The following is a 15,786-nucleotide window of genomic DNA, read 5'->3' on the forward strand; positions in this document are numbered from 1 at the left end:
ATATTTTTAATTCATATTTTTGTCATAATTTCTAAGTCTTGTCTTTATGATAAAAAATCATAACTAAAATGGGAAAAATAGAAAAATGAATCAATCTTTAAAGCCAAGAAAATTATTAATAAATTTATCTTTTATTTTTGATAAACCTACAGGTTTAAGTGTTTATGCTCAAAATTTATTTCCCTATTTAAAACAACTCGATCCCACCTTATTAATAGTGCAAAAAATACCAGACTTTAATTATTATCAAATACCCAATAATTTAACACCTGCACAGGGAAGTAAAGGCCACTTTAATCGCATATTATGGACACAGTTTAAACTTGCCAAAATTTATCGAAAATTACAAGCTTCTTTAATTTTTTCTCCTATTCCTGAAGCGCCATTATATCATCATAAATGTAAATTTATTGTGACAGTACATGATTTAATTCCCTTACGTTTTCCCCAAAAGTTATCACCTTTGACTCCTTATTTTAAATACTATATTCCTCAAGTTTTAACACAAGCAAAACACATTATTTGTAATTCTCAAGCAACCGCTAATGATATTATGAATTATTATCAAATTCCTGCTAATAAAATAACTCCAATTTTATTAGCTTTTGATCATAATCATTTTAAACCCCTTAATCATCAGCAATTAAATAATAATCAAAAACCTTATTTTTTATATCTAGGAAGACATGATCCCCATAAAAATTTAACCAGACTAATTAAAAGTTTTGCTAATTTATCTAACAATAAAAATTATGAATTATGGTTAGTTGGTTCTCAAGATGATCGTTATACTCCCCAATTAAAACTATTAGCAAAAGAATTAAATATAGAACAACAAATTAAATTTTTAGACTATGTAAATTATGATCAATTACCTGTAATAATTAGTCAAGCTTTAGCGTTAGTTTTTCCTTCTTTATGGGAAGGTTTTGGTTTACCTGTGTTAGAAGCAATGGCTTGTGGTACACCTGTTATAACTTCTAATATTTCATCTTTGCCAGAAGTGGCTGGAGATGGGGCTATTTTAATTGATCCTTATAATATTAATGAGTTAACTTCAGCAATGGAAAGTTTAATTAATGACGATAATTTAAAGTTACAATTAAAAGAATTAGGTTTAAAAAGAGCAAGTCAATTTAGTTGGGAAAAAACGGGTAATCAAACTATCGAAATTTTAAGTAAATATATCTAAAATTAATCTAATTCTAAAGATATAGCAATCCTAAATAGCTTGTAGCAGATGAATGATTAGAAAAAAGACTGTTAAAGTTTTGTTACGAATAACAAATAACGAATAACGAATAACAAAATCGTTAACTTTTTTTGTCACGACCAATTTAGGACTGCTATAATTGTCAATTATAGACAAGCCAATTTTCAACTTTTAAATCATTAATTCTGAGTAAATCTTCATCATTAGAAACAACAATTAAATTTTTAATGATAGCAGTAGCACCGATTAAAATATCTTCAGTTTGAATCATTAAACCTCTACTTCTTAAATTAGCATGAATTTCCGAGGCTTTTTCTAAAATTGCTAAATCATCTAAAAAGATAATTTGATAATCTTGACAAAATTCAGCAAATTTTTGCATTTGTTTAGTGGCATTAACCGCCATTAAACCTCTTTTAATTTCAAAATAGGTAATGCAACTAATATAAACTTTTTGCTTTTTAAATTTTAAATCTTCTAATTTTTGATTAATATAAATATTGTTTTTCATAAAATATGAAACAATATTAGTATCTAATAAATAACTCATAATTTTTATTTTCTTTTAATAGCAGAATCAAAAATTGCAATTTCTTCCTGTGTTAAGTCATCTAGTAAGCCAGAAATTAGTTTAGTAGACATCACAAAACTACAATTTTCTTTTAATTCTTGATCTGATAATTCTTGAAATTGATTAATGGTTAAATTTCTCATAACTACATTATATAAATCCTCAACTATTTGAGCAAAATTTAATTCCGCTTTAAATAAAGGTCGCTCCTCCATTAAAATAGTAACTGTTTTTTCTAATCTCTGTTTGATTGTTTGATTTTTTACAGTGGTTGTCACCATAATTTTGACCTCTCTTAACTAACTTTCCCTTTAATATTATAATAAAATAATTATTATTAAAATTACTCAAAATTTAACTTTTTATGCAAACGATCGATAAACCCTTAAACACTGACTCTGCCTTTGATACTACCATCCACCGCCGCAAAACTCGCCCCGTTAAAGTGGGAAATGTCACCATCGGCGGCGGTTATCCTGTGGTGGTTCAGTCTATGATTAATGAGGATACCCTTGATATTGATGGCTCGGTGGCCGCTATTCGTCGTTTACATGAAGTTGGCTGTGAGATCGTGCGTGTTACCGTGCCGAGTATGGCTCATGCTAAGGCTTTAGCTGAAATTAAAGCTAAATTAGAACAAACTTATCAACCCGTTCCCCTTGTGGCCGATGTGCATCACAATGGGATGAAAATTGCTTTAGAAGTGGCCAAGCACGTTGATAAAGTCAGAATTAACCCCGGCCTATATGTGTTTGAAAAACCTAAGAGTGATCCCACTGAATACTCACAATCGGAATTTGAGGAAATCGGAGCTAAAATTAGGGAAACTTTAGAGCCTTTAGTTATCTCTTTAAGGGATCAGGGCAAAGCCATGAGAATAGGAGTTAATCATGGTTCTTTAGCAGAAAGAATGTTATTTACCTACGGTGATACCCCAGAAGGAATGGTAGAATCGGCGATTGAATTTATTAAAATTTGTGAGTCTTTAGAGTTTTATAATATAGTTATTTCCATGAAGGCTTCCCGTGTGCCTGTGATGTTGGCGGCCTATCGTTTAATGGTTAAGCGTATGGATGAGTTAGGCATGGACTATCCTCTCCATTTAGGGGTAACGGAGGCCGGTGACGGGGAATACGGTAGAATTAAGTCTACGGCCGGGATCGCAACCTTATTGGCGGAAGGCATCGGCGACACGATCCGAGTCTCTTTAACCGAAGCCCCAGAAAAGGAAATTCCCGTTTGTTATAGCATTTTACAGGCTTTAGGGTTGCGCAAAACGATGGTGGAATATGTGGCTTGTCCCTCCTGCGGTCGTACTTTATTCAACTTAGAGGAAGTTTTACACAAAGTCAGAGAGGCCACCAAACATTTAACGGGCTTAGATATTGCCGTGATGGGCTGTATTGTTAACGGGCCGGGGGAAATGGCCGATGCTGACTATGGTTATGTGGGTAAACAAGCTGGTACAATTGCTCTCTATCGTGGGCGAGAAGAAATTAAACGAGTCCCAGAGGAGCAGGGGGTAACGGAATTAATTAATTTAATTAAAGCCGATGGCCGTTGGGTAGAGCCTTAAACCTTGACCAGTGAGCAATGACCAATGACAATTAATAATTTTAATCCTCAAAAAACGGCTGACGGTTCTTATACCTTTTTTTCTAATACTTTTAATGAGGCTTTTCACTCTATTTATGGGGCAAAACAGGAAGCCCAAATGAAGTTTGTTGAGCCTTGTAATCTGGCTCAAAAAGCACAGTTTGAACCGGAAATATTTATTTTAGATATTTGTTATGGTTTGGGTTATAATACGGCTTCTGCGTTAGAAACTATTTGGAAAATTAACCCTAATTGTAAAATTAATTGGATCGGTTTAGAATTTGATCCCACTGTGCCTTTATCGGCGATCGAATGTAATTTATTCTCTGATTATTCATCAATTGTGATTAATATTTTAACGGAAATAGCTAATCAAAAAACAGTTAAATATAACAATTTTGAAGGTAAATTATTAATCAATGATGCTAGAATTTCAATTCAAGAAATAGTTAATTTAAACTTAAAATTTGATGCCATTTTTTTAGACCCTTTTTCTCCTCCAAAATGTCCCCAATTATGGACAGTGGAATTTTTAAAATTGGTCAGTCTTTGTTTAAAAAATAATGGAAAATTAGCTACTTATTCCTGTGCCGGAGCAGTGAGAAAAGCTTTATTATTAGCAGGATTAAAGATCGGTTCTACCCCTAGTATTGGGCGAAAATCCCCCAGTACAATTGCCAGTTTTAATGAAGAATTTGAGCCATTATCAACTCAAGAACAAGAATATTTAAACACTCGTGGAGCTATTCCCTATCGAGATCCTAATCTTAATGATACGGCTTCAATTATCTTAGAAAGAAGAACGATTGAACAGGAAAAATCTAATTTAGAAACTACCAGTCAATGGAAAAAAAGATGGGTCAAAATTAACAATTAAAAGTTAAAATTTATCCCTCAATAATTATTAATTATTAGGGGTGATCTATGACATTAAACTTAGTTTTTATGAGAAATTATTAAAAACTAATTAATCGGCGGAGATAACCAACCTCTTAAAAAGTAATAAAGAGTAGCGAAAAATTCATCCGTTACCTCCGTTGTGATGACTAAGGCTTGTGCCGAGGGGAAAAAATCTTTAATTGTGAATTTTTTTCCAGAAATACCATTAGATTCAATTCCATAAAAATCCGTTGGTCGTGGTATAATATTTAAACCTAAATTAGTAAAAGTTAATTTCGCTCTACGCATATTAAGTGCGGATGTTACTAATAAAATTCTTTGATTATTTAAGCCCCGATCTTCAATAATGTTTTTCAGTTCTAAAGCTGAATTTCTAATATTATATCCTTTATAATCTAAAATAATTTGTTCTAATGGTACGCCTAAATTTTGCAATAAAATTGCCAGATCATTAGTTTCTGAACGATTGAGTTGATCCCCCGTAAAATCTTCTCTAGGAGCGGCACTGACCACAATTAAGGGATTTGTACCTAATTGTACTTGTTGCTTATATAATTCAGCCGTATATAAGATCCGATCGCCCGCATTATTAACTTGAATTTGAGTGCGATAGGGTAAATTTGGTTCAGTGGTATGTCGGCCTAATAAAACAATTAAACCCGCAAAATCTTGAGTCATAAAATCGTATTGAAAACAATCAGCAAAATCTTCTGGAGAGAGAACTTCTGGATTTTCTCGGTTGTAACATTTAGCAGGAGGAGATTTAATTCCTAATCCTTCTTTTTCCATCGTTTTAGCTAATTGATAAGCTAAAATCGGCATACTTGATAATAATAAAATAATCAGGGAACTAATAATTAAAATTTTGCCAATTTTTTCGATTTTATCCTTTTTAATTTTAGTAATTCCTAAAATTAATAAAATTAAACTAATCCCAATAGGTTTAAAGGGAAAAAATAGTAAATCAAAAGTAGGCAAAACTAAAATATTATTAGGATTATAAAAAGCTAAAGCAATAATAACCAGAATAATCGCCGTTCCAATAGATGCTAATACAAATTTAGGTAAAAATTTAGCAACGACAAAATAAACCGTTCCCAATAAAATTAGCCAAAGTAAAATTTTTAATAATAATAAAAACATTATTTATTCGTTATTTGTTATTCGTTAATTATCAATTATCCATTATCAATTATCCATTATTTTCGATTTTTGGTTTTTTTTCCAGAAAAATTTTTAAGCGATCCCCTAGTCTGATAAACTCTTGAGTAATACCGTTTAAGAAGGTAAATCATTATAAAGGAAAGATCAGCGATGAGCTATCGGTTCATCATCACTGAAAAACCTTGATTAATCTTGATTTTAGCTAACGGAATATAAAAAAAACAACTAATAAGAGGAAATTTATGATAGAAACCACCCTTGGCTTAGAAATTATTGAAGTTGTGGAAAATGCCGCCCTTGCTTCCGCAAAATGGATGGGTAAAGGCGAAAAAGATATTGCTGACCAAGTGGCAGTAGAAGCGATGCGTGAACGCATGAACAAAATCCACATGAAAGGACGCATCGTAATCGGTGAAGGCGAAAGAGATGACGCTCCTATGCTTTACATCGGTGAAGAAGTGGGTATTTGTAATCAAGAAAATGCCCACGAAGTTTGCAATCTCAGTGAATTAGTGGAAATTGACATCGCTGTGGATCCTTGTGAGGGTACAAACCTTGTGGCTTATGGTCAAAATGGCTCTATGGCTGTGTTAGCTATTTCTGAGCGTGGTGGTTTATTTGCCGCTCCTGACTTCTACATGAAAAAATTAGCCGCTCCCCCGGCCGCTCGTAATCATGTGGACATCAATAAAACTCCTACCCAAAATTTACAAATTTTAGCTGATTGTTTAAACCGCTCCATTGAGGAGTTAGTGGTGGTTGTAATGGATCGTTCTCGCCATAAAGGTTTAATCAATGAAATTCGTCAAGCGGGTGCAAGAGTGCGTTTAATCAGTGATGGTGACGTTTCTGCCGCTATTTCCTGTGCTTTCTCTGGTACTAATATTCATGCCTTAATGGGTATTGGTGCGGCTCCTGAAGGTGTAATTTCTGCGGCGGCCATGCGTTGTTTAGGCGGTCACTTCCAAGGACAATTAATCTATGATCCTGAAGTTGTCCAAACTGGTTTAATCGGTGAAAGCAAAGAGGGCAACCTTGCTCGTCTGCGCGATATGGGTATCACTGATCCTGATAAAGTTTACAATGCGGAAGAATTAGCTTCTGGTGAAACCGTATTATTTGCGGCTTGTGGTATTACCCCCGGTACTTTAATGAACGGTGTACGCTTATTTAATGGCGGTGCCAGAACCCAAAGTTTAGTTATTTCTTCCCAGTCTAAAACTGCCCGTTTTGTTGATACTATTCACTTATTTGATCAACCTCGTTATCTTCAATTACGTTAAGTTTTACACTTAATTTAACTTAATTAGCAACGGATTTTAAGATTAATTCCGTTGCTATCTTTTTCAAGTAGGGAAACAAAAGTCGGGCTAGGTTACAGGCAAGATGCCTGTATCACAATTGATTTTTCTATAATAAAATAACTTTATGGTGCAAACAAAAACTAATCAAATTATTAAACCTGAATTAATTATTGGTTTAGGAAATCCCGAACCAAAATATGATCAAACTAGACATAATATCGGTTTTGAGGCAATAGATAATCTTGCCAAAGATTGGAATTTTTCTTTACAAAATCATAGTCGTTTTCATGGTTTTTATGGGGAGGGAATTTCTCCAAATGGCCATAAAATTAGACTGTTAAAACCTTTAACTTATATGAACCGATCAGGGCAATCTGTAAGGGCTGTGACTGATTGGTATAAAATTTCTCCAGAGAAAATTTTAGTTATTTATGATGACATGGATCTGCCTGTGGGAAGATTAAGAATCCGTTTATCAGGATCGGCCGGCGGCCATAATGGCATGAGATCAATTATTTCCCATCTTAATCAAGAAAAATTCCCCCGTTTGCGCATTGGAATCGGGAAATCTCATCCAACAAAAGAGACAATTTCCCATGTTTTAGGAAAGTTTGCACCTGATGAAATTAAGGTAATGAATGAAGTTTTAGATTTAACAAATAAAGCGATCGAATTAAGTTTAAAAGAAGGAATTGAAAAAGCCATGAGTATTTATAATGCTAAAAGTGTTAGTTAAATTGTTAAGATTAACATACTTAAATGTGTTTTAATTTTCTTAAATGAAATTAATCTTAATTAAAATTAATCAATTTTTGTTGAGAAGATGACCAAATTTTCATCTGATATTTACCCTCTCCATTATCAATTAATAAAACGGGATTTTTATTTTTGTCTAATTCAATCGTTGTCATTAAAAATTCCGCCGAATTTTCTTTTAATTCATTATAAATAATCTCACCCTGATCTGAAAAAATAATTGTATGTTGTGATACATCTGATGCTTTTTTCTTGTTATTAGGCAGAGGAATATGATCTAAATTTCCCTGATCATCACTATATAAAGTTAAGATTCCTTCTAGTTGATTATTACCTGTTAAATCTGTTGTTTTAACTTTCCAATGACCAATTTTTGTTAACATATCTTCGGTATTTTTTACATTATTATCTTTAATTTGTTTGGGTAAAACTTGCCATAATTTAGGTAAAAAGTTATTGATTAATTCAGGTTGAATTTGATATAATTCTAATAAAGTTATTTCTCCAAACTCTATATTATTAAATGCCGATTCACTATAGGCTAAAGGCAAAGTTTGAGGGGTAATAGTTTGATTTGCGTCAACGGGAATACCCACCCCTAATAGTTGAATTTTATCATTATTAATTCTGATTCCTTTAATATTAGTTAAAGTAATTTCTTCCCTGCCTTGGGGTTTTTTCGTAATAATTGTTAACTGAGAATTAAGATCTAATCCTAACATTTTCCATAAATTTAATAGATCATTAGAATATTGTTTAATATTAATATATTCAAAGGGAAAATGATTCCATTCTTGACCATCAAAAAAAGAATTAACATCTATCATATACCACTTTTGAGGGGGTTTAATCGGTTTTAATGGAGTAGAAGAATTTGGATTTTGCCATTGATAAAGTTCAATATTTTTTAGGGGAATCCCCGTACCAATAATACGACTATTATGACCTTTATAATTAATATTTTCTGTCAAAGTTAGGTCAATTTCTTTAAAAATTTCTGTTAATTTATTAACAGTTTCTTGATTGGTATTATCTACACTTTTAATCCATTTCATCGCCTGATCTTTCCCTTGTTTACTATAAATAATTAAACCTTGCCAAATTTTTAAATCTTCATTAAATTGATTTAATTTAATAGCGGTTTCTAAATATTTTTGTAAATTAAAATTATCTTCTTTTAACCAATTTAAAATAAGAGTCAATCTTCTTTTTTTCTTACTTTTTAAAATTGGCTCAAAATATTCTAAAGCCACTGCACCATTACTATTAAATAAACAGGCCGCAATTTGATTTTCAATAGTGTCTTGTTGTTGTGAACATTCTTGTTCGGCTAGTTTACCATGAAAAGCAATTATATCCCTTTGTTGATCGGCTGTTTCTGTCCATATTGAAGGGTGAATTTCTTTAGCCAAAGCGTTTAAATTTTGGAAGGCTAAATTCCATAATTTAGCTTCAATTTGGGGCATTATTTTTTCATATTCTGGTAAAATAATGGCAGGTTCTTTTAAGCTAATTTCTTCTAACAATAAATAGGAACTTTTACGATCATTTTCTAATTCATATTTGTTATAATTGGGATTAATTTTAAGCTGATAAACTTCAAAAAGTGGTTTAAATAATTGACTTTGATTAATTAATAATTCTGGATTTTTTTTGCCCGTAATTTCTTTCCATTTTGGCATTTCTTTGGCTTGACTTTGCCAAGGTAAAATTAAACTGAGATTTTTTTGAGCAGGATCATAATATAATATTTCTCCATAAATTTTACTTTGATCTTGAGTTTCTCCTAATAGATTAAACCATAAGCCACCCAGATCGGGAGAATTTTCTAATAATTCTATTTTTGTTAATTTTAAATTTTCGGAAAAATCACTAAAGCGATCGCTAAAAGCACCATTTAATTCACCAATAGTAATTATGTCTATTAAACTATATTTTAACTCTTGATTATTAACATAAATAGGGGAATAAATCCTAATTTCAACTATTACTTGACAATGTTCTGTGCAACTTTTTAAAATTTGATAAAAAGGGATTAAAATTTCTTCTCCCAAGGGGATAGTATCACCAACAATTAAATTTTCATTGGTAGCTTGTTTTTTAATTATTTCTAAGGTTTGGGGGGCGCTTTGAAGGGCGATCGGAATTTGCCAATTTTTCGGTAGAAAATTGTTGATCCACAATACAGAATTAGGATCTAAAATTAAAATATATCCGATCCATGAACTTAAGAAAACCGCACTAAAAGCCCAGAGAAAAATGCTTAAAAAACTAATGCCAAAAAAAGTTTTTTCTGATAACTTTTTTGGCTTTTTAACTTGTTTTTTTTCTTTAATTTGTTCTGAAGTAAAATCTGTTTTTGTCGTCACTTTTGGATTATTTAAGATTGTTTTCTCGTTGAAATTCATCATAAGCTTGATAAACACCTTTGACATTATACCAATTTAGAAAAATACGGGCTATTTCTAATGCTAATTGTGGTTTATTTTGATTAATTAACCACTGCAAAAGAGGGGCTAAAGTTTTTTCATTTAATAAACCATTTAAGGATAAAAGTCCCCATAATAAACGATGGAAAATTGTCATTTGAATCATCATTTTAACATCAAAAGTTGGATGTTTTTGATAAAATAAAATGCCCATTTTACCACGTTGAATTTCTTGCTCTATTAAGTGGGGAATTTGTGCTAAATTAAAGGCGGGATGCCAATGATAGCCTACGGCTTCGGGGCATTTAATTAATTTTAAACCTAATTTTTTTAATCTAACCCCTAATTCCAGATCTTCCCATCCATAAAGTTTAAATTTTATATCAAATAATCCGACTTTTTCTAACCATTTTTTAGCAATTGCTACATTTCCTGTTGCAAAATAAGCGGCGGAAAAGTCAGTTATTTTATAGTTTTCTGAGGTAGGATTATCAAAATTATTGGTGTTTATCACCGCCCCATAGGTAAAAAGGCGATCGCTGTTTAACTGTTTTTCCCCTAATTTTAAGGCTTTGGCGTGTGCCTGTAAAAAAGTTTCCGTCACCACCAGATCGCTATCAATAAAGATAATAAAGTCACCTTGAGCTTGATTTACTCCAAGGTTTCGCGCGATCGCCGCCCCTTGGTGATTTTGTGAGTATAAATTGACATGGGGAAATTTGTGAGGATTCTCACCTAACCATGATAATGTTCCATCAGTCGAGCCGTCATCCACCACAATAATTTCATAATTATTAATTAATTGGGGTTCAAAAACCTGATTTTCCAAGGCTTTAAGGCATTTTTCTAAAATCGGTTTTCGGTTATAAGTGGGAATAACAATACTAAAAAACACGCCACCTCCTTAATTTTTTTACAGATATTTTATTATAATCTATATTTGAAAAATTGAAAATAATTAAACAAAAAAGGGGGGAAAATAATGAATAAAGCAACAGCAAAACCTCAATTAATTCATTGATATATTGTTAGAAATGAGGTGATTTTAGCCTCCAATTAAGCATAGATTGATCAGGGAAAAATTTAATTAAAATTTGATTACAAATGACACAATTATTATTTTAATTGTTGATAAAAACGGGATAATTCACCAAGCCATAATACAATAGATGTACCCACAATAATAATTAACCAATCAAGAATTGAAAGGGGTACAGTACGGAAAATTGTACCACCAAATTGAATGATTAAAACTTGTCCAAAAAAAATTGTTACGGCAATTAAAATAAAACTTTGATTGGCAAAAACTCCTTGAAAAGCTGACTGTTTTAAGCCTAAACAACGCGCATTAAATAAATTCCAAAATTGCAAAAATACAAAAACAGCAAAAAAGCTCGAAAGTTCATAATCTGTGATTAAATTATCTTGTTTAAGATATAATAAAAAACTAATTAAAAATAATAAAAAACTTAAGCCCATAATTAAAATATTTTTACTCATTATCGGAGAAATTATAAAACTATGGGGGTTACGGGGCGGCCGATCCATTACACTTTGATGGGGGGGTTCACTTGCTAAAGCTAAGGCCGCAAATGTATCCATAATTAAATTTACCCATAACATTTGTGTTACGGTTAAAGGTAATTCAATGCCAATAAAAGGGCCTAATAAAGCTGTGCCTAATGCTACCACATTAATGGTCAATTGAAAGAGGATAAATCTTTGAATATTATCGTATAAAGAGCGTCCCCAAATGATAGCATTAACGATACTTTTAAAGGAATCATCTAATAAAATAATATCACTTGCTTCTTTTGCAATTGCTGTTCCACTGCCCATAGATAGGCCTACTTGAGCTTGTTTTAAAGCGGCCGCATCGTTTGTACCATCACCTGTTACGGCTACAACTTCTCCATTTTCTTGTAATAGTTTAACTAATCTTAATTTATCTAAAGGACAAGCCCTTGATAAAATTTTTAGGTCTTTGATCATGGTTTTTGCTTTGGGATCATCTAGTTGATTAAATTGAGTTCCTGTTAAGTGAAAAAAGGGATATTTTTTGACTTGTAAAGGAGTAACTAAACCTATTTGATTGGCAATTTCTTGAGCAGTTTCAGGGCTATCTCCGGTGACTATTTTAACATCTATGCCTGATTTTAAACAAGTATGAATGGCCGAGGGTACTTCAACTCTTAAAGGGTCTAAAATTGCCACAAAACCTAACCAAATTAAACAATGATCTATGGTTTCAAGGTTATATTCAGATAGAGGAATATCTATTGGTAAATACGCAAAACCTAAAGTTCTCATTCCTCTAGTTTGATACTGTTTTAATTGTTCTAAAATTACGTTTTGATTCTCTAAATTTTTGACTCCTTGATCGGTTAAAATTCGATTACATCGTTTTAAAACTATTTCTGGCGCACCTTTTAAATGTAATAAATTTTGATTAAAAATAGTTGATTTTCCTAAAGTGGCCATGTATTTTTTATCAGTAGAAAAAGCAAATTGTTCATGAATTAAAAATTGATTGCGATAGGCTAAATAATCTATTTTTTGCTGATCTAACCATAATAATAACGCCCCTTCTGTCACATTTCCAATCCCTTGAGGAGTGGCTTGGGGTTTTTTTTCTAGGTCAGCCGTACTATTAGCGGCCATGGCTTCGGCAATTAGCTCTAAATTTTGTTGATGAAGACTTAAATTTTCTTTTAAATAAGGAAAATTAAACTCATAAATTTTCATTTTATTTTGAGTTAAAGTACCTGTTTTATCAGAGCAGATCACCGTAGCCGCTCCAATAGTTTCACAACCGTGCATTTTTCTGACTAAATTATGGGATTTTGCCATTTTTTGCACACTATAGGCGAGGGAGAGGGTAACACTCATGGCCAAGCCTTCCGGCACGGCCACCACAATGATGGTTACGGCCACCATAAAGTAATTAATTAAAGTGGTAATAACCTCAGAAGGTAGCCAGACTTGCCCTTGAGGGGGAATGAGATTAAAGGGATAACCCAAGATGATCCCTGCTCCGAAAACTCCCAATCCGGTGATAATGGTTAAAAGCCATGAGGTTAAATTATTTTCTGTTAAAAAAAGAGGTTTTTTGATCTTAGTAAAAGCTAAATTAAGGGCATCATAAATAATGGGTAGCCAAACTTGAGCTAACATGATTACAATGGCAATAATTATTAATATTAATAAATAAATTTGTTGATTAGTCAAATTAAATTCTTGGCTCAATAAGCCCCTAATTATTAAGGCTAAAAAAGTTAATCCTGCCACCATTAAACCAACTACGCCAATTAATTGAGATAGTTTTTCTAATTGTAAATTTAAGGGGGTATTAACTTCATTTTCCACACTGATCATTGCCTGAGCTAATTTACCAATTTCCGTTAGATCGCCTACGGCCGTAACTTGAAAAAAACCCGATCCTTGAATAACTAAAGTGCTACGATAAAGATGAAAAAGAGGGTAAATTCCCCCTTCAATTTGATGAATTTGGGTGTAAGATTGGGTATATTTAGCAATGGGTTCAGATTCACCTGTTAACTTAGATTGATCAATTAAAAGAGATCTTGTTTCGAGAATTTCACCATCAGTAGGAATTTCCTCTCCTTGTTCAATATAAACAATATCACCTACGACTAAATCTTTGCGTAAAATATTAACAAAACTATTATTTCTAATCACTTTAACTTTAATTTCATCGTAAACATGATTTAATAAATCAAATTCTTGATCGGCTTTATATTCATTAAAAAAAGCTAAAGTTGTGGCTAAAAAAATAGCAATTATAATTCCCACCCCCTCAATATATTCCCCTTGAAAAATGCCCACTAAAATGGCAATTAAAGCGGCGATCATTAAAATGCGAATAACTGGATCATCAAATTTTTGGGCAAATAATTTCCACCAAGGATCTCGTTGAGGAGGAGTTAAAACATTGATCCCGTATTTTTGACGGTTAAGTTTGACTTCCTGTGAGGTCAAACCGTGATAAGGTAAAGTGCTAACTGTTTGATTAAGCATAAAAATAAAAGACCTAATCTTTTTATTCTATCTTAACAAAGATTATTTAATGATTAGGGAACTACCTCAACCTATTAAGCAATTTTCTAGGCAAAATCTAAAATCAAGATCAAAATAGTTAATAACCGTTTATGATATTTATTAATTGACAATTGACAACAAAAAAAATCACTGTTAACTATCCATTGTCCACTGTCAATGATTGAAATATTCCTATTTATTTTTAGATTTTCATTAAAAAGCTTGTGATTACTATTATATTACTTCATCCTAGTCAAAATATTCCTTTACAAAGTTGGTCATTTGATCAACAGGAAACTCTGAGTATTGGAAGATCAACTGATAATGATATTGTGGTTTATAGTGCGGTAGTATCCCGTCACCATGCCAAGTTAAAAAGAAACGGAGAACAATGGCAATGTATTAATATGGGTGTTAATGGTATTTTTATCAAAGGGGAAAAAGTTTCTCAAATTGAGTTAGAAGATGGAATGGTTATTCGTTTGGCTGATACGGGGCCTAAAATTCAAGTAAAATTAGGAAAAGTTGATCCCGATGCTTCAAATAAAAAAGGCAACAGAAAAGGCTCTCCCCTTGATGATCAAATTAATACTTTTATTCGCAATGTTTAAATATCATTTTCCCCTTTCACCCCGATCTCCATCAACTCGATCGGAAAATTAGGCAAAATTTAACACAAAATACTAAAATTCTGATATATTAGCAACTTAATTATTATTTAAGAAATATTATAAAAAAAATTATTGAAAATCTTTTATTCTAATCACTTACAAGGAGGTTTATCTTTTGTCTAATTCAATGCGTGTTGCGATTTTAGGGGCTACCGGAGCAGTAGGTACGGAATTACTAACTCTCTTAGAAGAACGCAATTTTCCCTTATCTGAATTAAAATTATTATCTTCTGAGCGCTCGGCCGGCACAAAATTAACTTTTAAAGGGGAAAGTTTAACGGTTGAAGCCGTTACAGAAGAATCTTTTGCTAACATTGATCTAGTGTTGGCTTCGGCCGGTGGCTCAACTTCTAAAGCATACGCTAAAGCGATCGTTGATGCAGGTGCGGTAATGGTTGATAATTCCAGTGCTTTTCGCATGGATCCCAATGTACCCTTAATTGTACCCGAAATTAATCCCCAAGAAGTCAAAAACCATCAAGGTATTATTGCCAATCCCAATTGTACCACTATTATTATGGGGGTGGGGATCTATCCTCTCCATTTAGTTCAACCCATTCAAAGAATTATTGTTTCTACCTATCAGTCGGCTAGTGGGGCAGGTGCTAGGGCAATGGAGGAGGTTAAAATTCAATCTCAAGCTATTTTAAATCAAGAAACGCCGAAAGCGGAAATTTTACCCTATCCTTTAGCTTTTAATTTATTTCCTCACAATTCTCCTATGACGGAAACTTTTTATTGTGAGGAAGAAATGAAAATGGTTAATGAAACCCGTAAAATTTTTAATGCTCCTGAGATAAAAATTAGTCCTACTTGTGTAAGAGTACCCGTATTAAGGGCGCATTCAGAAGCAATTAATTTAGAATTTGCCTCACCTTTTGCGGTGGCTCAGGCTAGGGAAATTTTAGCTCAAGCCCCCGGAGTAAAATTAATAGAAGATTGGGCAAAAAATTATTTTCCTATGCCCATAGATGCCACCGGAAAAGATGAAGTTTTAGTGGGAAGAATCCGTCAAGATCTATCTAATCCTAATGCCTTAGAATTATGGCTTTGTGGTGATCAAATTAGAAAAGGGGCGGCTCTTAACGCTATTCAAATTGCTGAATTATTATAATTTTGTTAT

13 protein-coding genes are annotated in these 15,786 nt (G+C 32.5%); 7 read left to right on the top strand and 6 right to left on the bottom strand.

All coding sequences use genetic code 11. From position 1 onward, the window contains the following. Positions 1-85 precede the first annotated feature (85 nt). Positions 86-1,192, top strand: a complete 1,107-nt coding sequence (locus Anndu_RS01560; RefSeq protein WP_464102686.1) for a glycosyltransferase family 4 protein — start codon at positions 86-88, stop codon at positions 1,190-1,192. Positions 1,193-1,355: 163 nt separating this feature from the next. Here the strand turns inward: Anndu_RS01560 and Anndu_RS01565 are convergent, their stop codons facing one another. Both Anndu_RS01565 and Anndu_RS01570 read right to left on the bottom strand, forming a co-directional pair. Continuing rightward, entirely contained in the window at positions 1,356-1,763 is a 408-nt protein-coding gene (locus Anndu_RS01565; RefSeq protein WP_464102687.1) for a PIN domain-containing protein, read from the bottom strand. A gap of 5 nt (positions 1,764-1,768) precedes the next feature. After that, positions 1,769-2,065, bottom strand: a complete 297-nt coding sequence (locus tag Anndu_RS01570; protein WP_464102688.1) for a hypothetical protein — start codon at positions 2,063-2,065, stop codon at positions 1,769-1,771. An 83-nt stretch (positions 2,066-2,148) separates the two neighbouring features. On the opposite strand from Anndu_RS01570, the gene ispG reads away from it, so the two are divergent. Beyond that, positions 2,149-3,360 (top strand): (E)-4-hydroxy-3-methylbut-2-enyl-diphosphate synthase, encoded by a 1,212-nt coding sequence (gene ispG / locus Anndu_RS01575; RefSeq protein WP_464102689.1) that lies wholly within the window; start codon positions 2,149-2,151, stop codon positions 3,358-3,360. A gap of 24 nt (positions 3,361-3,384) precedes the next feature. Then, positions 3,385-4,257 (top strand): tRNA (5-methylaminomethyl-2-thiouridine)(34)-methyltransferase MnmD, encoded by an 873-nt coding sequence (locus Anndu_RS01580; RefSeq protein WP_464102690.1) that lies wholly within the window; start codon positions 3,385-3,387, stop codon positions 4,255-4,257. A gap of 86 nt (positions 4,258-4,343) precedes the next feature. Here the strand turns inward: Anndu_RS01580 and Anndu_RS01585 are convergent, their stop codons facing one another. Next, positions 4,344-5,423 (bottom strand): YdcF family protein, encoded by a 1,080-nt coding sequence (locus tag Anndu_RS01585; protein WP_464102691.1) that lies wholly within the window; start codon positions 5,421-5,423, stop codon positions 4,344-4,346. Between the two features lie 266 nt (positions 5,424-5,689). Between Anndu_RS01585 and glpX the strand changes: the two genes are divergently transcribed. Together glpX and pth are read left to right on the top strand one after the other, a co-directional pair. Further along, positions 5,690-6,727 (top strand): class II fructose-bisphosphatase, encoded by a 1,038-nt coding sequence (gene glpX / locus Anndu_RS01590; RefSeq protein WP_464104018.1) that lies wholly within the window; start codon positions 5,690-5,692, stop codon positions 6,725-6,727. Between the two features lie 145 nt (positions 6,728-6,872). Next, complete coding sequence (pth, locus tag Anndu_RS01595; RefSeq protein WP_464102692.1) at positions 6,873-7,484, top strand: aminoacyl-tRNA hydrolase; 612 nt, start codon at positions 6,873-6,875, stop codon at positions 7,482-7,484. Positions 7,485-7,539: 55 nt separating this feature from the next. On the opposite strand, the gene Anndu_RS01600 is transcribed toward pth, so the two are convergent. The 3 genes from Anndu_RS01600 to Anndu_RS01610 form a co-directional block, all read right to left on the bottom strand. Then, a complete protein-coding gene (locus Anndu_RS01600) occupies positions 7,540-9,915 on the bottom strand; it encodes a hypothetical protein (protein ID WP_464102693.1) in 2,376 nt (791 codons plus the stop codon). Further along, positions 9,881-10,828, bottom strand: a complete 948-nt coding sequence (locus Anndu_RS01605; RefSeq protein ID WP_464102694.1) for a glycosyltransferase family 2 protein — start codon at positions 10,826-10,828, stop codon at positions 9,881-9,883. Before Anndu_RS01605 ends, Anndu_RS01600 begins: the two co-directional genes overlap by 35 nt. Before the next feature lie 221 nt (positions 10,829-11,049). Next, entirely contained in the window at positions 11,050-13,971 is a 2,922-nt protein-coding gene (locus tag Anndu_RS01610) for a calcium-translocating P-type ATPase, PMCA-type (RefSeq protein WP_464102695.1), read from the bottom strand. Positions 13,972-14,216: 245 nt separating this feature from the next. Here Anndu_RS01610 and Anndu_RS01615 point away from each other — a divergent pair, with 245 nt between their 5' ends. Together Anndu_RS01615 and Anndu_RS01620 are read left to right on the top strand one after the other, a co-directional pair. Next, positions 14,217-14,603, top strand: a complete 387-nt coding sequence (locus Anndu_RS01615; protein ID WP_464102696.1) for an FHA domain-containing protein — start codon at positions 14,217-14,219, stop codon at positions 14,601-14,603. Between the two features lie 175 nt (positions 14,604-14,778). After that, positions 14,779-15,777: an aspartate-semialdehyde dehydrogenase gene (locus Anndu_RS01620; protein ID WP_464102697.1), complete on the top strand. Its 999-nt coding sequence runs from the start codon at positions 14,779-14,781 to the stop codon at positions 15,775-15,777. Positions 15,778-15,786 lie beyond the last annotated feature (9 nt).

This window comes from Annamia dubia NIES-4383 (assembly GCF_055394725.1).